The sequence below is a fragment of the Mycobacterium sp. NGS67 genome (assembly GCF_059812185.1).
Genome location: NZ_JCALCF010000007.1, coordinates 119,983 through 139,061 on the forward strand (window position 1 = coordinate 119,983; position 19,079 = coordinate 139,061).

The 19,079-nt window shown below is 68.2% G+C and carries 16 protein-coding genes and 1 pseudogene; 9 read left to right on the top strand and 8 right to left on the bottom strand.

What is annotated here, in order from left to right:
- Nucleotides 1-30: 30 nt before the first annotated feature.
- The gene (locus tag AC5Y4D_RS08550) at nucleotides 31-585 is read left to right on the top strand and encodes a MerR family transcriptional regulator (RefSeq protein WP_499941892.1); all 555 of its coding nucleotides are present in this window, start codon (nucleotides 31-33) and stop codon (nucleotides 583-585) included.
- A complete protein-coding gene (locus AC5Y4D_RS08555) occupies nucleotides 582-2,825 on the top strand; it encodes a VIT domain-containing protein (RefSeq protein WP_499941644.1) in 2,244 nt (747 codons plus the stop codon). Before AC5Y4D_RS08550 ends, AC5Y4D_RS08555 begins: the two co-directional genes overlap by 4 nt.
- An 84-nt stretch (nucleotides 2,826-2,909) precedes the next feature.
- Here AC5Y4D_RS08555 and AC5Y4D_RS08560 read toward each other — a convergent pair whose 3' ends face one another.
- On the bottom strand, nucleotides 2,910-4,235 hold the full coding sequence (locus tag AC5Y4D_RS08560; protein ID WP_499941646.1) for an aspartate aminotransferase family protein: 1,326 nt from the start codon (nucleotides 4,233-4,235) through the stop codon (nucleotides 2,910-2,912).
- 71 nt (nucleotides 4,236-4,306) lie between these two features.
- On the opposite strand from AC5Y4D_RS08560, the gene AC5Y4D_RS08565 reads away from it, so the two are divergent.
- The gene (locus AC5Y4D_RS08565) at nucleotides 4,307-5,611 is read left to right on the top strand and encodes a serine/threonine-protein kinase (protein ID WP_499941648.1); all 1,305 of its coding nucleotides are present in this window, start codon (nucleotides 4,307-4,309) and stop codon (nucleotides 5,609-5,611) included.
- 18 nt (nucleotides 5,612-5,629) lie between these two features.
- Nucleotides 5,630-6,532: a sigma-70 family RNA polymerase sigma factor gene (locus AC5Y4D_RS08570; RefSeq protein ID WP_499941650.1), complete on the top strand. Its 903-nt coding sequence runs from the start codon at nucleotides 5,630-5,632 to the stop codon at nucleotides 6,530-6,532.
- A 10-nt stretch (nucleotides 6,533-6,542) separates the two neighbouring features.
- On the opposite strand, the gene AC5Y4D_RS08575 is transcribed toward AC5Y4D_RS08570, so the two are convergent.
- Nucleotides 6,543-7,901, bottom strand: a complete 1,359-nt coding sequence (locus tag AC5Y4D_RS08575; protein WP_499941651.1) for a PE family protein — start codon at nucleotides 7,899-7,901, stop codon at nucleotides 6,543-6,545.
- Between the two features lie 9 nt (nucleotides 7,902-7,910).
- Nucleotides 7,911-8,528 (bottom strand): annotated as a pseudogene (locus tag AC5Y4D_RS08580) (carboxymuconolactone decarboxylase family protein); the annotation flags it as partial.
- 79 nt (nucleotides 8,529-8,607) lie between these two features.
- Here AC5Y4D_RS08580 and AC5Y4D_RS08585 point away from each other — a divergent pair.
- Nucleotides 8,608-9,153, top strand: coding sequence for a condensation domain-containing protein (locus tag AC5Y4D_RS08585; RefSeq protein ID WP_499941653.1), 546 nt, complete (start codon nucleotides 8,608-8,610; stop codon nucleotides 9,151-9,153).
- On the opposite strand, the gene AC5Y4D_RS08590 is transcribed toward AC5Y4D_RS08585, so the two are convergent.
- On the bottom strand, nucleotides 9,065-9,925 hold the full coding sequence (locus AC5Y4D_RS08590) for an SCO6745 family protein (protein WP_499941655.1): 861 nt from the start codon (nucleotides 9,923-9,925) through the stop codon (nucleotides 9,065-9,067). The two genes, AC5Y4D_RS08585 and AC5Y4D_RS08590, sit on opposite strands and share 89 nt — an antisense overlap.
- A 73-nt stretch (nucleotides 9,926-9,998) precedes the next feature.
- On the opposite strand from AC5Y4D_RS08590, the gene AC5Y4D_RS08595 reads away from it, so the two are divergent.
- Nucleotides 9,999-12,578 carry a serine/threonine-protein kinase PknD gene (locus AC5Y4D_RS08595; RefSeq protein ID WP_499941656.1) on the top strand — a complete coding sequence of 860 codons (2,580 nt, stop codon included), beginning with the start codon at nucleotides 9,999-10,001 and terminating at the stop codon, nucleotides 12,576-12,578.
- Between the two features lie 65 nt (nucleotides 12,579-12,643).
- Here AC5Y4D_RS08595 and AC5Y4D_RS08600 read toward each other — a convergent pair whose 3' ends face one another.
- From AC5Y4D_RS08600 to sdhC, 4 genes are read right to left on the bottom strand one after another with little or no spacing between them, the layout of a single operon-like run.
- Nucleotides 12,644-13,447, bottom strand: a complete 804-nt coding sequence (locus AC5Y4D_RS08600) for a succinate dehydrogenase iron-sulfur subunit (protein WP_499941658.1) — start codon at nucleotides 13,445-13,447, stop codon at nucleotides 12,644-12,646.
- Nucleotides 13,447-15,201 carry a succinate dehydrogenase flavoprotein subunit gene (sdhA, locus tag AC5Y4D_RS08605; protein ID WP_499941659.1) on the bottom strand — a complete coding sequence of 585 codons (1,755 nt, stop codon included), beginning with the start codon at nucleotides 15,199-15,201 and terminating at the stop codon, nucleotides 13,447-13,449. Before sdhA ends, AC5Y4D_RS08600 begins: the two co-directional genes overlap by 1 nt.
- 10 nt (nucleotides 15,202-15,211) lie before the next feature.
- A complete protein-coding gene (locus AC5Y4D_RS08610; protein WP_499941894.1) occupies nucleotides 15,212-15,643 on the bottom strand; it encodes a succinate dehydrogenase hydrophobic membrane anchor subunit in 432 nt (143 codons plus the stop codon).
- A 35-nt stretch (nucleotides 15,644-15,678) separates the two neighbouring features.
- Nucleotides 15,679-16,014: a succinate dehydrogenase, cytochrome b556 subunit gene (sdhC, locus tag AC5Y4D_RS08615; protein WP_499941896.1), complete on the bottom strand. Its 336-nt coding sequence runs from the start codon at nucleotides 16,012-16,014 to the stop codon at nucleotides 15,679-15,681.
- Between the two features lie 251 nt (nucleotides 16,015-16,265).
- Here sdhC and AC5Y4D_RS08620 point away from each other — a divergent pair, with 251 nt between their 5' ends.
- Genes AC5Y4D_RS08620 through AC5Y4D_RS08630 form a run of 3 tightly spaced genes read left to right on the top strand, consistent with a single transcriptional unit; the run spans nucleotide 16,266 to nucleotide 19,026 of the window.
- Nucleotides 16,266-16,667, top strand: a complete 402-nt coding sequence (locus AC5Y4D_RS08620) for a cytidine deaminase (protein WP_499941661.1) — start codon at nucleotides 16,266-16,268, stop codon at nucleotides 16,665-16,667.
- Nucleotides 16,664-17,950, top strand: coding sequence for a thymidine phosphorylase (locus AC5Y4D_RS08625; RefSeq protein ID WP_499941663.1), 1,287 nt, complete (start codon nucleotides 16,664-16,666; stop codon nucleotides 17,948-17,950). The genes AC5Y4D_RS08620 and AC5Y4D_RS08625 overlap by 4 nt, the downstream gene beginning before the upstream one ends.
- The gene (locus AC5Y4D_RS08630; protein ID WP_499941665.1) at nucleotides 17,947-19,026 is read left to right on the top strand and encodes an adenosine deaminase; all 1,080 of its coding nucleotides are present in this window, start codon (nucleotides 17,947-17,949) and stop codon (nucleotides 19,024-19,026) included. The genes AC5Y4D_RS08625 and AC5Y4D_RS08630 overlap by 4 nt, the downstream gene beginning before the upstream one ends.
- Nucleotides 19,027-19,079: the final 53 nt, after the last annotated feature.

Here is a 19,079-nt window from a genome sequence, read left to right on the forward strand (position 1 = left end):
GTCAGTATCTATATGACACTGTCGGTAGTGATGGTTCTGCTGACCTTGCCCGAATTCGCCGACGCGGCCGCCAACGCCGTGCAGGCCTCCGGCGCCGCGCCGGAAAACCGGCAAGCCAAGGCCGTCCCGGCTCAGCGCATGGTGCGCTACTACACCGCGCGGGGCCTGCTGCCTCGTCCGGGAAACCGCGGACGCGCCCTCACTTACGGACGAACGCACCTGATCAGACTGGTCGCCATCAAGCGGTTGCAGGGTCAGGGCCTGTCGCTGGACGAGATCGCCGAGCGCCTGGCCGACATGTCGCCCGCCGAGGTCGAGGCACTGGCCGCCATTCCCGAGGAAGCGATGCCAGCCGACCTGGGCGATCCGGATCCCGTGCCCCAGCCCGCCCGCGCCGCGGGCGCGTTCTGGCGCGCTGTCCCCGAGCCGCCGGCCGCTGCGGCCGTCACCAACCTGCAAGCTGTCCGGCTGTCCGACACTGTCACGTTGCTGGTCGAGGGACCGCTACCGCCGATCGACTCGCTGCGCCGCGCTGCCGCGCCGCTGCTGGGCCTGCTCGACAACACCGGAAAGGAACCGCAATGACTCTGCCCCTACTCCCTGTCGAGGCCGACCAGCCAACCCGGTTGGGCTGCGGCGAGTTGACCGGCCCGGACGGCCGTTCGCTGCCGCTGCGGGCCATCGACGTCGACACCGCGATCGTCGGCATGACGGCCACCTCGACCGTTCGGCAGCGGTTCGTCAACGCCGGTGACACCGTCATCGAGGCCACCTATGTGTTCCCGCTGCCGGCGCGGGCCGGAGTCACCGACTTCGTGGCCGACCTGGCCGGGCGGCGGGTGATCGGCGTGCTCAAGGAGCGCGGCGAGGCCCGCGTCGACTACGAGCAGGCGCTGGCAACCGGGCAGCGGGCGGCGATCGTGGAGGAAGACCGCCCGGAGGTTTTCTCGGTGCGGGTCGGCAACATCGGCCCGGGGGAGGAAGCCGCGATCGAGATGCGGCTGACGGGTCCGCTGTCGTTCGAGGACGGCGAGGCCACGTTCCGGTTCCCGCTGGTGGTCGCGCCGCGCTACACCAAGGGCAGCGCCTTGCCCGGGGATCAGACCGGATCGGGCGAGGCCGTCGACACCGATCTGGTGCCCGACGCGTCCCGGGTCACACCGCCGCGCCTGCTGGACTCGGAAGAGCGTCCGGACCTGCAGATCTCGGTGCGCGTCGACGGCGCAGGCCTGGCGGTGTCGGAGTTGCGGTCGAGCCTGCCGACCGCCGTCGCGGAGAGCGACGGATTGATCCGGTTACGGGTGGAGCCGGGCGCGCGGGCCGACCGGGACTTCGTGCTGCGGTTCAAGCTCGACCGCAACCAGTTGTCGTCGTCGGCACTGCTGGTCCCGGACGCCGACGGGGACGAAGGCACCTGGTCGGTGACGTTGGTGCCACCCGCCGAGGCGTCCAGTGCGCCGCGGGACGTGGTGGTGCTGCTGGACCGCTCGGGTTCGATGGGCGGTTGGAAGATGGTCGCAGCACGGCGCGCGGCGGGCCGGATCGTGGACATGCTCGACACCGGCGACCGGTTCTGCGTCCTGGCTTTCGACAACCAGGTTGAAACACCCGCGCAGCTGCCGGAAGGTCTGGTGGCTGCGACCGACCGCAACCGGTTCGCCGCGGCGTCATGGCTGGGCTCGCTGGAAAGCCGCGGCGGGACGGTAATGGACGAACCGCTGTTGCAGGCGGCGCACATCCTGGCCGCGTCCGGAGCGGACCGGCAGGCCAGCGTGGTCCTGGTGACCGACGGCCAGATCAGCGGCGAGGACCATCTGCTGCGCACGTTGGCGCCGGCGGTCGGGGAGACCCGCATCTACTGCGTGGGCATCGACCGCGCCGTCAACGCCGGCTTCCTGGACCGGGTCGCGCGGTTGGGCAACGGCCGCTCGGAGCTGGTGGAATCCGAGGAGCGACTGGACGAGGTGATGACACGGCTGGCCCGCACCATAGGTCGTCCGGCGCTGACCGACGTGCGGGTGAGCGCCGAAGGTGTGCAGCTTCTCGATGATACCGTCACACCGGGCCGGGCGCCCGATGCTTTCGCCGGCGTGCCGTGCGTGATATCCGGGCGGTACCGGGGCCCGCTGTCCCGCGCCGCGATGCGCGTCGACGCCGACGCCGGCGACGGGCCGTTCGTCCAGGTGCTGCCAGCGCGGGTGGTGCCGGAAGCCGTTGCGGTGCAGACTATTTGGGCCCGCTCGGTGGTACGCGACCTGGAAGACGAGTACGCGTCGGATGCCGGTGACGACGAGCTGGCCGCGAGGTTGGTGGCGCACTCCATCCGGTTCGGCGTGCTCTCACGGTTCACCGCCTTCGTGGCTGTCGACCCGGAACGCACCGACGCCGCGCCGCTGACCGAGGTCATCCAGCCGGTCGAGGAGCCGTCGGGGTGGGCGCGCACCATGGGTTTCGCGCCGGTCGCACTCAGCGCGATGCCCGCACCCGCGTTGTACACCGGGGCGGCACCCGGCGGCGCGCCGGAGGGCGCTATGTCCGCGCAAGAAAGGCTCGCGCCGCCGCGAGCGCTGGACAAGCTGCTCAAGCAGGTGGAGAAGGGTGCCCAGGTGCGCCGCTCGGGCCTGGACGTGGTGCTGGCCGAGCTGGAGCGGCATCGCGACGCCGCCGCCGATCCCGAATTGCGTGCGGCGCTGGAGGATCTGTGCGACGCGCTGCAGCGGTTCCTGGCGCAGCCGACCGGGCCGCAGGGCCGGCAGCTGATGGTGATGGTCGAGGCGGTGCGGCGGGCGATGGGTCCGCCGAGCAAGCGGCGCTTCTGGCGCTGACGGTTGCCGAGCGCGCTCAAAATGCCGGCCTGTGCCGACGTTTCGCGTACATTTGGGCGCGCTCGACGGCCGGGGCGGGGCGCGTCAGATCTCGATCTCGCTGAGCACGCCGCGCAGGATGGACTCGATGGCGTCGAACTCGGCCTGACCGCTGATCAGCGGCGGCGCCAACTGGATCACCGAGTCGCCGCGTTCGTCGGTGCGGCAGTACAACCCGGCCTCGAACAGCGCCGACCCGACCCGCCCGAGCAGCTTGGTGCGTTCCTCGTCGCTGAACCTCTCTTTGGTCGCCTGGTCCTTGACCAACTCGACGCCGAAGAAGAAGCCTTCGCCGCGCACGTCCCCGACGATCGGCAGGTCATAAAGCTTCTCCAGGGTGGCGCGCAGCGCGGGGGACTGCTGCTTGACATGGTCGTTGAGACCCTCGCGCTCGAAGATGTCGAGGTTGGCCAGCGCGACGGCCGCCGAGACCGGATGGCCGCCGAAGGTGTAGCCGTGCCGGAAGGTCGTCTTGCCGTCGTTGAACGGCTCGAACACCTTGTCGCTGGCGATCATTGCGCCCAGCGCCGAATAGCCCGACGTCATGCCCTTGGCGCAGGTGATCATGTCCGGCACGTAGCCGAAGTCATCACAGGCGAACATCGACCCGATCCGCCCGAACGCGCAGATCACCTCGTCGGAGACCAGCAGCACGTCGTACTCGTCGCAGATCTCGCGGACCCGCTCGAAATAACCGGGCGGCGGCGGGTAGGAGCCGCCGGCGTTCTGCACCGGTTCCAGGAAGACCGCGGCGACGGTGTCGGGTCCTTCGAACTCGATCGCCTCGGCGATCCGGTCGGCCGCCCACCGGCCGAACGCCTTGACGTCGGTGTCGAACGGTTCCGACGCGCGGTAGAAGTTGGTGTTGGGCACCCGGAACCCGCCCGGCGCCAACGGCTCGAAGGCTTCCTTGTACTTGGGCAGACCGGTGATCGACAACGCGCCCTGGGTGGTGCCGTGGTAGGCGATGGCGCGCGAGATGACCTTGTACTTGTTGGGTTTGCCGGTGAGCTTGAAGTATTGTTTGGCGGCCTTCCAGGCGGTTTCGACGGCCTCGGTGCCGCCGTTGGTGAAGAACACCCGGTTCAGGTCGCCGGGCGCATAGCCGGCGAGCCGCTCGGCGAGTTCGATCGCCGGCGGGGTGGTGTTGCCCCAAAGCGGGAAGAACGCGAGTTTCTCGGCTTGCCGGGCGGCGGCCTCGGCCAGTTCGGTACGGCCGTAGCCGACCTGGACCACGAACAGACCGGACAGCGCGTCGAGGTAGCTCTTGCCGCGGTCGTCGTAGATGGTGACACCCTCGCCGCGGGTGATGACCGGCGGCGCTATTCCGTTGCCGTGCTGGGCGAAATGGAGCCAGAGGTTATTCGACATCGTGATTCGAGCCTAGACCGCGCGGGTTGGGGATTCCCGATCCGCCCACAGTGGCCGATACTGGCAATTCTATGAGCGATCAATCACGCGATATGGCGGTCGCGGGGGATGCGTCGGCGGAAGACGGCACAGCGTTCGGCCGCTATCGGCTGATCGAGTTGCTGGGCCGCGGCGGCATGGGCGAGGTGTGGCGCGCCTTCGACACCGCGACCGAGCGCCGGGTCGCGGTGAAGGTGCTGCCCGAGGACCTGTCCCACGACGCGAAGTTCCAGGAGCGCTTCCGCCGCGAAGCCCTCGCCGCCGCGAGCCTCAACAGCCCGCACGTCATCCCGATCCACAACCACGGCGAAATCGACGGCCGGCTGTATGTGGACATGCGCCTGGTCGAGGGGCGTGATCTGGAAACCGTCCTGGCGGACGGGCCGCTCGACCCCGGGCGCGCCGTGCGGATCGTCGAACAGGTGGCGCGGGCGCTGCAGGCCGCGCACAAGATCGGCTTGGTGCACCGCGACGTCAAACCGTCGAACATCTTGATCGCCGAGGACGACTTCGCATACCTGATCGACTTCGGGATCGCGCGCGCCACCGGCGAGGTCGGCCTGACCGGCACCAACGCCTTCATCGGCTCGTGGCACTACATGGCGCCGGAGCGGTTCAGCGGCAATGAAGCCGACGCGCGCGTGGACGTGTATGCGCTGGCCTGTGTGCTGTATGAATGCCTGACCGGTCAGCGGCTCTATCCGGGGGAAAGCCTGGAACGGCAGTACTTCGGGCACGTCTCCACCCCGCCGCCGAAGCCGTCGTCCGTCAATCCGAGCGTGCCGTCCAGTTTCGACCGGGTGACCGCCAAAGGGTTGGCTAAGGACCCCGCTCAGCGCTACGCCAGCACGGTCGAATTCGCCCGCGCCGCAAGCGAAGCCAGCACCGATCCGATACCCCGCCCGGCGCTGCCGGTCCCGCCCGTCCAACCGCCGCCCGCCCCCCGTCCGCAGCAGGCGTGGCGACCGCCGCCCGTCCCGCAGCACCGGCCGGCACCCCCGCCGGTCCCGCAGCACCGGCCGGCACCCCCGCCGGACCGGGTCACCCAGCAGCGACCCCCGCCGGCGACGAGTCCCCCGCAACTCCGCGAGCCGGTCCGCCGCCCCGCGGCTCCCAGCGCGCCGATCCCAGCGTCGGTGGCCCGCGAGATCCTCTCACTCGAGATCCTGCTGGGCGCGGTGTCCTTGTTCTTCCTCTGCTTCTTCACCGCCTATGCCGTGCACGACGGCGGCACCGACCTCGTCCTGGTCGTGGTGTTGTGGTGGGCAGGCACGATCGCCGTGCTGTTGGATGTGGTCCGCCGGATACGACGGCAGCGGCGCAACCGCGGCGGCTAGCGGCGATAGGCTCGGACGATGACCTCGACGCAGGTCGACGACTTCGAAGCGCTGCGACCGCATCTGATGTCGGTGGCCTACCGGCTCACCGGAACGGTGGCCGACGCGGAGGACATTGTGCAGGACGCGTGGCTGCGCTGGAGCGCCCAGGACGGCCGGATCAACAATCTGCAGGCCTGGCTCACCACCGTGGTGAGCCGGCTGGGCCTGGACAGGTTGCGCTCGGCCACGCACCGGCGCGAGACCTACACCGGCACCTGGCTGCCCGAGCCGGTGGTCACCGGATTCGATTCGGCCGATCCGCTGTCGGCCGTGGTGTCCGCCGAGGATGCGCGCTTCGCGGCGATGGTGGTGCTGGAACGGCTCAGCCCCGATCAGCGGGTGGCGTTCGTCCTGCACGACGGGTTCTCGGTGCCGTTCGGCGAGGTGGCCGACGTGCTGGGCATCAATGAGGCCGCCGCGCGGCAGTTGGCGTCCCGGGCCCGCAAGGCTGTCGCCGCCGCACCGCCGCCGCAGCCGGATCCCGCGCACGCCGAAGTGGTCGGTCGACTGATGGCGGCGATGGCCGCCGGCGACCTGGACACCGTCGTGTCGCTGCTGCACCCCGACGTCACCTTGACCGGGGACTCGAATGGCAAGGCGTCCACGGCAATTCGAACCATCCGCGGCGCCGACAAGGTCGTCCGGTTCATGCTCGGGCTGGCCAACCGGTACGGCGACTCGTTCTACACCGCCAATCACCTTGTCCTGGTCAACGGCGAACTCGGTTCCTACACAACGGGTTTCCCGGCTGCCGACGGGCGGCGCGAGATGGCGCCGCGGATCACCGCGATGACGGTGCGCGACGGCAAGGTCGTCGCGCTCTGGGATGTCGCGAATCCCGACAAGTTCACCGGGTCGCCGATGCGGGCGTCGCGGTAACGGCTCGGGGCTACTGCAGGACAATCCCCGTGGCGGGGCCCAGCGTGATCTGCTGCCCGCCGGGCGGCTGGTAGGGGCCGTTGGGTCCGTAGATGCCGTACAGCGGGTTGAGCGGACCGAATCCGGCGTACATGTCGTTGATCCAGCCGGTGGAGAGGGTGTGCACGGCCGCGGTGGCCCCAGGCGGGGAGAACCCGGTGAGTAGCTGGGCGGCGAAGTCGATAAGCGGGTTGCCGCCGAGCATCGCGTCGACGTGCGAGCCGCCGACGATCTCGACCCCGGTGAACTGGTTCGGCGGCGTGAGGCTGACCAGCTGACTTGTGGTGGCGCCGAACGCATTCCACGGTTGGGGCGGCGCGACCACCGCATACAGCGGCACACCGGCCGCCTGCAGGGTGTTGACCGCGGCGCCGAACGCGGCGGCGTTGCTGGCGACCCCGTCGAACATCACCACCCCCTGCAAATGGTTGGTGCCCGCGCCCAGACTGGTCAGGTAACTATTGGCCGCCATCGTGGCCAGACCGCCGCCCGCCGAGTGCCCGGTCAGCACGAAGTCCTGGGGCAGGGTGCCGGCGTAACCCGCATGATGCGCGGCGGCGTTCAGTGCGGGCTGGCCGCCCAAAAACAGCGAACCCACCCCCTGCTGCATCTCCGGACTGCTCAGCCACAGGCCGAAAGGCAACGGCACCGACGGGATGGTGGGGGTGACCACGACACTGTTGGTCTGCGACGCCAGCTCCAAAGCCAACGGCTGATAGAACCAGCCGATCGCGGCGAAGCCGTGCTGCAGATAGGTGGTGCCCTGCGCGGCGACCACGCCGTCGGCCAGCGTCGGGAAGTACCACAACGCGGGTGCCGGGAACTCGTAACCGTAGGGAATGCCGAGGAATGAACCCGTCACGGGCAGGCGCAGGAACGAGAACCCGACCCGGACCCCGGACACCCCGCCGGTCCCCGCCAGCGACACCGTCGTGGGGAACGGGTTGCCCAGGCCGACCGCGTTGGTGGCGAAGTTCAGCACCGCACCGACCGTCGCGGCGTCGCGGACGAACATCTGCTGCAGCGGCGCGAAGAGACTTTGGGCACTCGCCGCCTCGGCGCTCGCGTATGCGGCCGCCGCCTCGCTCAACGACCGCGCAAACTGGGCTTGCAGGTGCGTCGTCTGCACACTCAGCGCCTGGAACTCCTGGCCGAAGCCGCCGAAAAGCCGTGCGATGGCTGCCGACACCTCGTCGCCCGCCGCCGCCAGGATCCCCGTCGTCGGCGGCGCTGCCGCGGCGGCGGCTTCGGCCAGCAGCTCCCCGATCCCGGCCAGTTCTCCAGATGCCGCGGCCACCGCCTGCGGCGCTGCGATCAGGTACGACGGCATCACCGCATGCTAGCCAGCCGAACCCGACTTGGTACCCGAATCGGCCCACGGCACCCGGCACGCGTCGCCCGAGCTGAAGCCCTGTTCGGTGATGCCGAGCGCCGAGTACATGCGGGCGCGCATGTTCTCGATACCGACCTGGTAGGTCAGCTCGATCACCCCTGCGTCACCGAAGCGGGCACGCAGGTCCTCGACCTGGTCGTCGGTCACCGAATGCGGGTCGGTGGTCATGGCGTCGGCGAAGGCGATCCCGGCACGTTCGTCGTCGCTGAACGCCGGTGACGTCGCATAGTTGTCGATGTCGCGGAGCCGCTCGACGTCCAGACCGTCCAGCCGCTGCAGCATGGACCCGAAGTCCACACACCACGAGCAGCCGATGGTGCGCGCGGTCCAGAACACCGCCAACTCCCGCACGCTGGTCGGCAGCGTGCGCGACGCGCTCTGCAGCAGCGTCTCGTGCACGGCGTTGGCGACCAGCAGCCGCGGGTGATGTGCGGCGACGGTGAACGGCTCGGGAACCTCGCCGAAGCGCCGCTTGGCGACCCGGTACATGGTGCGGACCAGCAGGCCGGCGCGGTGGGGGGACAGGGGCTCGATGCGGGTTTTCGATGTCATACCGATCAGACGAAGCAGGCCGGCGGAGTGTGACGGGATATTCCAAGAATCCGCCAAGGATCCTTTAAGTGCGGCAGCGGAGCCTTGCCCGGTGGAACAAAGCACATCGTCTTACTGGGACATCGTCGAAGCCTCCTTGCTCAGCGATCTGGAAGAGCTGGCGCACACCGAGGTGCTGATCTCCGAGACCCGCTTGGACCAGTCCGGCATCCGAGCCGCCGTGGACGCGGTCTTCGACGCCAACCCGACGCTGGGCGCCGTCTTCGAGCCGATGGACGAGAGCTGGCTGGCCCGCCCGGGTGGCGGCTGGAGCTGGGCGGTCGAACCGCCGGACACCACCGTGGCCCAGGTCATCGCCCGGCAACGCGCCGGCTACGACAAGCGCACCGGCCGGCTGTTCGCGGTGTCGCTGATCCCCGGTGACCGCGAGCGCCTGGTGCTCACTGCCAGCCGGCTGTGCGTGGACGACGCACTCTGGCGCAGCGTGGTCGACGCCCTGGTGACGGCGTACGACGGCGCCGGCCTGGCACCCGACGTCACCTACCGGACTAAAAGTCGCGCCGGACGCTCATGGGCGTGGTGGCGGGCAGATCGCCGCCCCCAATCACCGCTCGCGCTAGTGGCGTCAATGCTGTGAACAGCGCCTGCAGCTCGTCGTCGGCCAGACCGTCGAACGCGTGCAAAGCCAGTGTGTCGGTGACGGTTTCGATCTGGTCCTTGAACTGACGTCCGGCCGTCGTCAACGAACCGTCCTCGTCGAGCAGGCCCCGGGCGGCCAGGCTGGCCTCGCAGGCGCGCCATTCGTCGTCGTCGTAGTGGCGTGTCTGCTTCATGTACTCGGCCGGCACGGGTCCGGCCGCGGTGTGCAAGACGTTGGATTCCCGCCCGGAGATGCCGGCGGCGGCCAGCACCGCCACGTGCCCGTCGCCGCGGTGCTCACGCAGCAACGTCGCCGCATGCCATAGCGCGGCCACCGGATCCGACGGCACCGGCAGCGCCACATTGGCCGCGAACAGCGGCCGGGCATCCACCGGGGTGGTCTGCGCCGCGCGAAGAGCCAATTGTGCTGCGGTGCGGACGTTTTCGTCGTCGTCCAGACCGGACCGGCGCAGGGCTGCGACGGCCGAGTCCTGGCGGGCGCGCAACGCGGCTTCGGGACCGGCCAGCTGCCAGGCGGCCGGCAGGGCTTTGGCCACCCGTGCGTGCGCGAAGTTGTAGAACACTGCGGTCACGACATGCGGGGCGACCGGGCCCAGCGGCGCCGACCGGGCCGCAAAGTAACCCATCCAGAAGCCGCGGTAACCGAGGCCGTCCAGCGCTTCGCGGGCTTCCGGCGCGAAGTAGGTGACCGCGTGGATCGGCTCGAAACGGTCGTAGAACTGCCGGGCCAGCTCGGGGGTGCGTTGCATGCCTGCAGTTTCGCAGAGCTGGCGGCCCCGGCGTTGATAGCATCCATCCACGCACGCGGAGGAGGCTGCGCTGGTGGCGGACGGGAAGGCGTTCGGGCGTTACCGATTGCTCGAGGTGCTCCGCCGGGCTGGCACCGGGACCGTGTACCGGGCTCGGGACACGATGATGACGCGCGATGTGGCCATCAAGGTGCTCCCCGAGGAGTCTGCCGACGACCCCGCCTATCAGGAGCAGTTCCGGTCAGAGGTGTCCATCGCGGCCCAGCTGAACAACCCGAACGTCATCCCGGTCTACGAGGCCGGCGAGATCGACGGGCAACTCTATCTGGTGGTGCCGATTCTGGACGGCGTCGATGCGCGGAGTCTGCTCCGGAGCGACGGGGCGATGAGTCCGGCGGCGGCGGTGCGCACCATCGAGCAGGCTGCCGCGGCACTGGAATCCGCACACCGGTCGGGTCTGGTGCACGGCGATGTGAAGCCGTCGAACTTGTACGTCGTCGGCGGGGAATTCGTGTATCTGATCGACTTCGGAGCGGGCGCGATCGGCCTGGACGCGGCGACCGATAGCTGGCCGTACCTGGCCCCGGAGCGCCTGGGCCCCGATGCCGCCACTAGTGCCCCGGGTGACATTTACGCCCTGGCTTGCGTGCTCTACGAGTGTCTGACCGGACAGCAGGCGGTGCGGGGCGACAGCTTCGAGCAGTATGCCGCCGCGCATTCCGACGGCAAGCCACCTCGGCCCTCCGATGCCGACCCGGCGATCCCGATCGGATTCGACGAGATCATTGCGCGCGGCATGGCCAAGAACCCCGCCGACCGCTACCAGAGCGCACACGAGTTCGCTTGTGCCGCAAGGGAAGCACTCACACCCGCGGGAGGTGCCGCGGCGGTCTCGGCAGATGAACGCGAGTTCGGCCGCTATCGACTACTCGAAGTCCTCGGCGCGGGCGGCATGGGCGCGGTGTACCGGGCCCGCGACACCGAACTGAACCGGGATGTCGCCGTCAAGCTGCTGCAGCCGGGACTGGCCGTCGAACCCGGCTATCAGGAGCGCTTCCGCCGGGAGGCCTACACCGCCGGCCGATTGGCCAGTCCCAACATCATCCCGATCTACGAGGCCGGCGAAATCGACGGCCGGCTGTATCTGGTGATGCCGATCATCGACGGTGTCGACGTGCACACCGTGTTGTCGCGGGACGGGGCGATGGACCCCGAACGAGCGGTGCGGGTGATCGAACAGGTCGCGTCCGCCTTGGAAGCGGCGCACAAAGCGGGGTTGGTACACCGCGACGTCAAACCGTCGAACTTGTTGATGGTCGGCGAAGAGTTCGTGTATCTGATCGACTTCGGACTCGTCCACGAAGCCTCTGCCGCTCGCCTGACGGTCACCAACATTGCGCCGGGAACTCCTGCCTACATGGCTCCGGAGCGCTTCGCCGCGGGGTCGATCGCCGATGCCCGCGCCGACGTGTACTCGCTGGCCTGCGTCCTCTACGAGTGCCTGACGGCGCAATTGCCTTTTGCCGGCGACAGTCTCGAGCAGCTCGTCGTCGCGCACCTGTCCAACGACCCGCCGAGACCGAGCAATTTCGCCCCCGCCATCCCCGCCGGGTTCGACGAGGTGATCGCGCGCGGCATGGCCAAGGACCCGGACGCCCGCTACCAGACGGCCAACGAGCTGGCAGTTGCCGCCCGCAAGGCCCTCACCGACACCGGACCCGCGACGCCGGTCAGCTCCGGTGAACCCCTACTGGACGAGACGGTGCTGGCGCCCGCCCCACGACGCAATCGTCGCCGTGCCGTCGCCGTCGCCGCGGCCGTGGCCACCCTCGTCGTCGTCGCGGTTGCCGCAATCCTGTTGATCGACAACCCTTTTCGTGCCGCGGATCCGCTGACGCAGACCGTGCTGCCGTTCAATGGCCTGGAGCGGCCGCTGGGGATCGCCATCGACGCCAAGGGCACCGTCTACGTCACCGATACCGGCCACAACCGCGTTCTGCAGCTCGCCGCGGGCTCGACAGAACAGACCGTCGCGCCGTTCTCCGGTCTGGACCAACCCGCCGATATCACCGCGGATGACCAAGGTGCCGTCGTGGTCAGCGAGTTGGTGAACCCCCGCGTGCTGCAGTTGACCGCGGGATCGACCGACCAGACCGTCCTGCCCTTCACCGGACTCGTGGAACCGACGGGCGTGGCGATTTCCACCGACGGGAAAGAGCACGTGGTGTACGTCGTCGACGCTCGGCGCAACAGGGTGCTGGCGTGGAACCCCCGCTCGGCCGAGCAGACGGAGTTGCCCTTCACCGGCCTGAATCATCCCTCGGCGGTGACGATGGACGGCAACGGCACTCTCTTCGTCGTCGATCGGGACAACGAGCGGGTCATCAAATTTCCCGCGACGGCGACGGTGGCGACGGTCCTGGCCTACGCGGTCGGTCGTCCGGAGTACATCGCCGTCGACGCCGACAACGACTTGTACGTGACCGACACCCGGCACAACAGCGTGCTGAAGCTGCTCAAGGCGTCGAACACCATGATCACGTTGCCGTTCAAGGGGCTTCGCAATCCCCAGGGTGTCGCCGTCGACGCGGCCGGGAACGTCTACGTCGTCGACGCCGGCAACAACCGGGTGCTCAAGCTGCCCCCTTCGTAGGCCGAGCAGACGCAAAAGCCCCGTTTTCGTGCCGAAAAGGGGGCTTTTGCGTCTGCTCGCGCAAGCTAACGGGAGAACATCACCGCGCGCTTGACCTCCTGGATCGCCTTGGTGACCTCGATGCCGCGCGGGCAGCCCTCGGTGCAGTTGAACGTGGTGCGGCAGCGCCACACCCCGTCGACCTCGTTGAGGATGTCGAGCCGCTCGGCGGCGGCCTCGTCGCGGCTGTCGAAGATGAACCGGTGCGCGTTGACGATCGCCGCCGGCCCGAAATAGCTGCCCTCGTACCAGAAGACCGGGCAGCTGGTGGTGCAGCAGGCGCACAGGATGCACTTGGTGGTGTCGTCGTAGCGGGCGCGGTCGGTCGGACTCTGGATGCGTTCGCGGGTGGGCGGGTTGCCGGTGGTGATCAGGTACGGCTTGATTGCCCGGTAGGCGTCGAAGAACGGCTCCATGTCCACCACCAGGTCCTTCTCCACCGGCAGCCCGCGGATCGGTTCGACCGTGATGGTGAGTTTCTTGCCCGGCTTTTTTGGCAACAGGTCGCGCATCAACACCTTGCAGGCCAACCGATTTACGCCGTTGATGCGCATCGCGTCCGAGCCGCAGACGCCGTGCGCGCAGGAACGCCGGAACGTCAGCGTCCCGTCCAGGTAGCCCTTGATGTAGAGCAGCAGGTTGAGCAGTCGGTCGCTGGGCAGACACGGCACCCGGAAGCTCTGCCAGCCCCCGGTGGCGGCGAACTTGTCGGGGTCGTCGGGATTGAACCGGGCGATCTTGAGGGTCACCATTACCGCGCCGTCCGGGACCGGCGGCAATGGAGGTTCCAGCGGGTCGGGGTTCGCGACCTCTTTCTCGAGGCTTGTCATCAGTACTTCCGCTCCTTGGGCTCGTAGCGGGTCTGCACCACGGGTTTGAAGTCCAGCTTGATGTCACTGAGCAGGTGGGTGCCGTCTTTGTATGCCATGGTGTGGCGCATGAAGTTGACGTCGTCGCGGTTGGGATAGTCCTCACGGGCGTGACCGCCGCGGGACTCCTTGCGATTCAAAGCACCGACCACCGTGACTTCGGCGAGCTCCAGCAGGAAGCCCAGCTCGATGGCCTCCAGGAGATCACTGTTGAACCGTTTTCCTTTGTCCTGCACGGTGATTCGTGAATAGCGCTCCTTCAACGCGTGGATGTCGGTGAGCGCCTGTTTGAGCGTCTCCTCGGTGCGGAACACCGCGGCGTTGTTGTCCATCGTCTGCTGCAGGGCGCCGCGGATGTCGGCGACGCGCTCGTTGCCGTGCTCAGAGAGGATGTCGGCCACCCAGCCGACCACCATCGATTCCGGATTCGGTGGCATGTCGGCGAAATCGTGACTCCGAGCGTATCGCGCGGCGGCGATGCCGGCGCGCCGGCCGAACACGTTGATGTCCAGCAGCGAGTTGGTGCCCAACCGGTTGGCGCCGTGCACCGAGACGCAGGCACACTCGCCGGCCGCGAACAATCCCGGCACGGTGTTGGTGTTGTCGCGCAACACCTGACCGGTCACCGTGGTGGGGATGCCGCCCATCACGTAGTGGCAGGTCGGGTAGACGGGGACCAGTTCGTGTACCGGGTCCACGCCGAGGTAGGTGCGGGCGAACTCGGTGATGTCGGGCAGCTTGGCCTCCAGCACCTCCTCGCCGAGGTGACGGACGTCGATGTAGACGTAGTCCTTGTTGGGGCCCGCCCCGCGTCCCTCCAGCACTTCCAGCACCATCGAGCGGGCGACGATGTCGCGCGGGGCCAGGTCGACGATGGTCGGGGCGTAGCGCTCCATGAAGCGTTCACCCTCGGCATTGAGCAACCGGCCGCCCTCGCCGCGCACCGCCTCGGAGATCAGGATGCCCAGTCCGGCCAGGCCGGTCGGGTGGAATTGGTGAAATTCCATGTCCTCCAACGGAAGTCCCTTGCGGAACACGATGCCGATGCCGTCGCCGGTCAGGGTGTGCGCGTTGGAGGTGGTCTTGTACATCCGCCCGGATCCGCCGGTTGCCAGCACGATGGCCTTGGCGTGGAAGACGTGGATGTTGCCCGTCGCCAGCTCGTAGGCGACCACCCCGGTGGCCACCGGACCGGTCGGGGTTTGGGTGAGCACCAAGTCGAGTGCGTAGAACTCGTTGAAGAACTGCACGTCGTGCTTGACGCAGTTCTGGTACAGCGTCTGCAGGATCATGTGGCCGGTGCGGTCGGCCGCGTAGCAGGCCCGGCGGACCGGGGCCTTGCCGTGGTCGCGGGTGTGCCCGCCGAACCGGCGCTGGTCGATGCGGCCCTGCGGGGTGCGGTTGAACGGCATCCCCATCTTCTCCAGGTCCAGCACGGCGTCGATGGCCTCTTTGCACATGATCTCCACCGCGTCCTGGTCGGCGAGGTAGTCGCCGCCCTTGACGGTGTCGAACGTGTGCCACTCCCAGTTGTCCTCTTCCACGTTGGCCAGCGCGGCGCACATGCCGCCCTGGGCGGCGCCGGTGTGGCTACGGGTGGGGTACAGCTTGGTCAGCACTGCGGTACGAACGCGCGGACCCGCTTCCACCGCGGCCCGCATCCCGGCCCCGCCGGCGCCGACGATCACCACGTCGTATCGGTGTTGCTCGATCACCGCGCACCTTTCACGAGATGTTGGGGTTGAACGTCATCAGCACATAGGTCCCGAGCATCAGCGTGAACACCATCGACACCGTCAGCAGCGCGTTCAGCCAGAACCGGGTGATGTTCTTGCGGCTGTAGTCGTCGATGATGGTGCGAATGCCGTTGCCGCCGTGCAATTGCGCCAGCCATAGCAACAACAGGTCCCACACCTGCCAGAACGGCGACGCCCAGCGTTGCGCGACGAAATTGAAATCGAGGCGGTAAACACCGTCGTCCCACACCAGCATGATGAACATGTGCCCGACCACGAGCAGTACCAGCGCGATGCCGGAGAACCGCATGAACAGCCAGGCGAACTTCTCGAAGTTGGGGATGCCGGCCCGACGGCGCGGTGAGCGCGGATTGTCCAGGCTGGCCGGACGGTAATGGCTGCGTTGCCGAACCGGCGCCAGTTGATCGGGGCCGCGCTGCAGATTCGGAGTGCTCGTCACAGGTGCTCCCAGGCATGGATGCCGATCACCACGCCGGCCATCACGAACGGCACCAGGAAGGCGACCGCGACGATCCACAGCATCCTGCGTTGATGGCGCGGGCCCTCGGACCAGAAGTCGATCAGGATGATGCGGATCCCGTTGAGGGCGTGGAACAGGACCGCGGCCACCAGGCCGAATTCCATCAGCCCGACGATCGGTGTCTTGTAGGTCGACAACACCTCGTCGTAGGCCTGCGGACTCACCCGCAGCACCGCCGCGTCCAGCACGTGGACGAACAGGAAGAAGAAGATCGTGGCCCCGCTGATGCGGTGCAGCACCCAGGCCCACATGCCGGGGTCGCCCCGGTACAGCGTCCGTGGTGGCCGTCGTTTGCGTGAGGATCCCAGAGGCGCCGGATCCGCCGTCGTCGTCGTTTGAATCACCCGCCTTGAATGCGACCTGAAATTGCCCGGAAAACCGCTATCAAACATAACGCCGTCAGATAGCCGCTGGTCCTGAATGATCCGATAAAAATCGCATGTCGTTTCCGCGTTAGGCTGGCGGCACTGGAAGTCCGTCCTCGGCCGAGCGGGGTAACGAGATGCCTGGCATTGATTGGAATATGCTGCGCGACAAGGCTTTTCGCGCGACTTCTGCCGCTTACGCACCTTATTCGGGCTTTCCGGTGGGCGCTGCCGCGCTGGTTGACGACGGTCGCGTGGTCACCGGGTGCAATGTGGAGAATGTCTCATATGGTCTTGGTCTCTGTGCGGAATGCGCTGTGGTGTGTGCCCTGTACACGTCCGGCGGGGGCCGACTGCTCGCGCTTTCCTGCGTCGACGGCACCGGTTCGGCGTTGATGCCGTGCGGCCGATGCCGCCAGGTGTTGCTCGAACACGGCGGTCCGGAAATGCTGGTCGACCACCCGGCCGGCCCCAAGCGGCTCGGCGAGCTGCTCCCAGACGCATTCGGCCCCGACGACCTCGCCCGGGAATCCCGTTGACGGACTTGCCATTCGACGCGCCGACGGTCATCCGCGTCAAGCGCGACGGCGGGCGGCTTTCCGATGCCGCGATCGACTGGGTGATCGCGGCCTACACGTCCGGGCAGGTCGCGCCCGAACAGATGTCGGCGTTGTTGATGGCGATCTTCCTGCGCGGCATGGACGGTGGCGAGATCGCCCGCTGGACCGCGGCGATGCTGGCGTCGGGACCGCGGCTGGACTTCACCGACCTGGGCCTGGCCACGGTGGACAAACACTCCACCGGCGGGGTCGGCGACAAGATCACGCTGCCGCTGGTGCCCGTGGTCGCAGCATGCGGTGGGGCGCTTCCGCAGGCGGCTGGACGCGGGCTGGGCCACACCGGCGGCACGCTGGACAAATTGGAATCGATCGCCGGGTTCACCGCTGACCTGTCCAGCCGGCGTGTGCGCGCACAACTGGTCGAGGTCGGGGCCGCGATCTTCGCCGCGGGCGAGCTGGCGCCGGCCGATGCCAAGCTCTACGCGCTGCGCGATGTCACCGGGACCGTCGAGTCGCTGCCGCTGATCGCCAGCTCGATCATGAGCAAGAAGCTGGCCGAGGGAGCGGGCGCGCTGGTGCTCGACGTGAAGGTCGGCTCGGGCGCGTTCCTGAAATGCGAGCGGGAATCCCGCGATCTGGCCCGCACCATGGTCGAACTCGGCGCCGAGCACGGAGTGCCCACCACCGCGCTGCTCACCGACATGAACTGTCCGCTGGGCGCGACCGTCGGCAACGCGCTGGAGGTCGAAGAGTCGCTGGAGGTGCTGGGCGGTGGCGGGCCGCCCGACGTGGTGCAGCTGACGGTCCGGTTGGCCGAGGAGATGCTGGAGTTGGCCGGGCTCGACGGCCGCGACCCGGCGCAGACGTTGCGCGACGGCACTGCCATGGACCGGTTCCGCCGGTTGATCGCCGCTCAGGGCGGAGATTTGGCGAAACCGTTGCCCATTGGTGGGCATTCGGAAACCGTGACCGCCGCCCGAAGCGGCACAATGGGCGACATCGACGCGATGGCAGTGGGGCTGGCGGCTTGGCGGCTCGGCGCGGGCAGATCCCGCCCCGGGGCGCAGGTCCAGCACGGCGCCGGTGTGCGGATCCATCGGCGCCCGGGCGATCCGGTGGCCGCGGGTGAGGCGTTGTTCACGCTCTACACCGAGACCCCGGAGCGCTTCGGTCCCGCGATGGTCGAGTTGGAAGGCGCGTTCAGCGTGGCGGATTGTCCGCCCGCGCCGCGGCCCCTGATTATCGATCGGATCACGCGATGAGCCTGAGTCTGGAGCAGATCCGCAAGGCGCCCAAAGCGCTGTTGCACGACCACCTCGACGGGGGGCTGCGGCCGTCGACCGTGCTCGAGATCGCCGAGCAGGTCGGGTACGACGGATTGCCGGCCGACGACGTCGAGGCGCTGGCGAGGTGGTTCCGCACCCGGTCGCACAGCGGCTCGCTGGAGCGCTACCTGGAACCTTTCTCGCACACCGTGGCGGTGATGCAGACCCCGGACGCGTTGTACCGGGTGGCCTACGAGTGCGTGGAAGACCTGGCTGCGGACTCCGTGGTGTACGCCGAGGTCCGGTTCGCACCCGAGTTGCATATCAATCGCGGGTTGTCGTTCGACGAGGTCGTCGACGCGGTGCTGGCCGGTTTCGCCGCGGGCGAGAAGGCAAGTGCCGCCGACGGTAACGGCATCAAGGTGCGCTGTCTGGTCACCGCGATGCGGCACGCCGCGATGTCACGCGAGATCGCCGAGTTGGCAATCCGGTTCCGGGACAAGGGCGTCGTCGGATTCGACATCGCCGGTGCCGAAGCCGGGCACCCACCGACCCGGCACTTGGACGCTTTCGAGCACATGCGGGACCACAACGCGCGCTTCACCATTCACGCCGGTGAGGCGTTCGGGCTACCGTCCATCCACGAGGCGATCGCGTTCTGCGGTGCCGACCGGCTGGGCCACGGGGTACGCATCGTCGACGACATCGACGTCTCGTCCGACGGGGTCCGGTTGGGCAGGCTGGCATCTATCTTGCGGGACAAGCGAATTCCGCTGGAGCTGTGTCCCAGCTCCAACGTGCAGACGGGCGCCGTCAACAGCATCGCCGACCATCCGTTCGATCTGTTGGCGCGGGCGCGTTTCCGCGTGACCGTCAACACCGACAACCGGTTGATGAGCGATACCACGATGAGTGAAGAGATGCAGCGACTGGTGGAGGCGTTCGGCTACGGCTGGACCGACCTGCAACGGTTCACGATCAATGCGATGAAGTCGGCGTTCATCCCGTTCGACGAGCGGCTGGCGATCATCGACGACGTGATCAAGCCGCGGTATGCGGTGCTGATCGGGTAGCAGGACTGCGCGAAAACACGTACGGGCGCCGGGCGCCCGGCGCGAACCTACGA

What these genes read in the sequence shown, in the direction of transcription:
- AC5Y4D_RS08550 (WP_499941892.1), top strand. Translation starts at nt 31, where the DNA reads ATGGTTCTGCTGACCTTGCCCGAATTCGCCGACGCGGCCGCCAACGCC.
- AC5Y4D_RS08555 (WP_499941644.1), top strand. Translation starts at nt 582, where the DNA reads ATGACTCTGCCCCTACTCCCTGTCGAGGCCGACCAGCCAACCCGGTTG.
- AC5Y4D_RS08560 (WP_499941646.1), bottom strand. Translation starts at nt 4,235, where the DNA reads ATGTCGAATAACCTCTGGCTCCATTTCGCCCAGCACGGCAACGGAATA.
- AC5Y4D_RS08565 (WP_499941648.1), top strand. Translation starts at nt 4,307, where the DNA reads ATGAGCGATCAATCACGCGATATGGCGGTCGCGGGGGATGCGTCGGCG.
- AC5Y4D_RS08570 (WP_499941650.1), top strand. Translation starts at nt 5,630, where the DNA reads ATGACCTCGACGCAGGTCGACGACTTCGAAGCGCTGCGACCGCATCTG.
- AC5Y4D_RS08575 (WP_499941651.1), bottom strand. Translation starts at nt 7,901, where the DNA reads ATGCCGTCGTACCTGATCGCAGCGCCGCAGGCGGTGGCCGCGGCATCT.
- AC5Y4D_RS08590 (WP_499941655.1), bottom strand. Translation starts at nt 9,925, where the DNA reads ATGCAACGCACCCCCGAGCTGGCCCGGCAGTTCTACGACCGTTTCGAG.
- AC5Y4D_RS08600 (WP_499941658.1), bottom strand. Translation starts at nt 13,447, where the DNA reads ATGACAAGCCTCGAGAAAGAGGTCGCGAACCCCGACCCGCTGGAACCT.
- sdhC (WP_499941896.1), bottom strand. Translation starts at nt 16,014, where the DNA reads ATGTGGGCCTGGGTGCTGCACCGCATCAGCGGGGCCACGATCTTCTTC.
- AC5Y4D_RS08620 (WP_499941661.1), top strand. Translation starts at nt 16,266, where the DNA reads ATGCCTGGCATTGATTGGAATATGCTGCGCGACAAGGCTTTTCGCGCG.
- AC5Y4D_RS08630 (WP_499941665.1), top strand. Translation starts at nt 17,947, where the DNA reads ATGAGCCTGAGTCTGGAGCAGATCCGCAAGGCGCCCAAAGCGCTGTTG.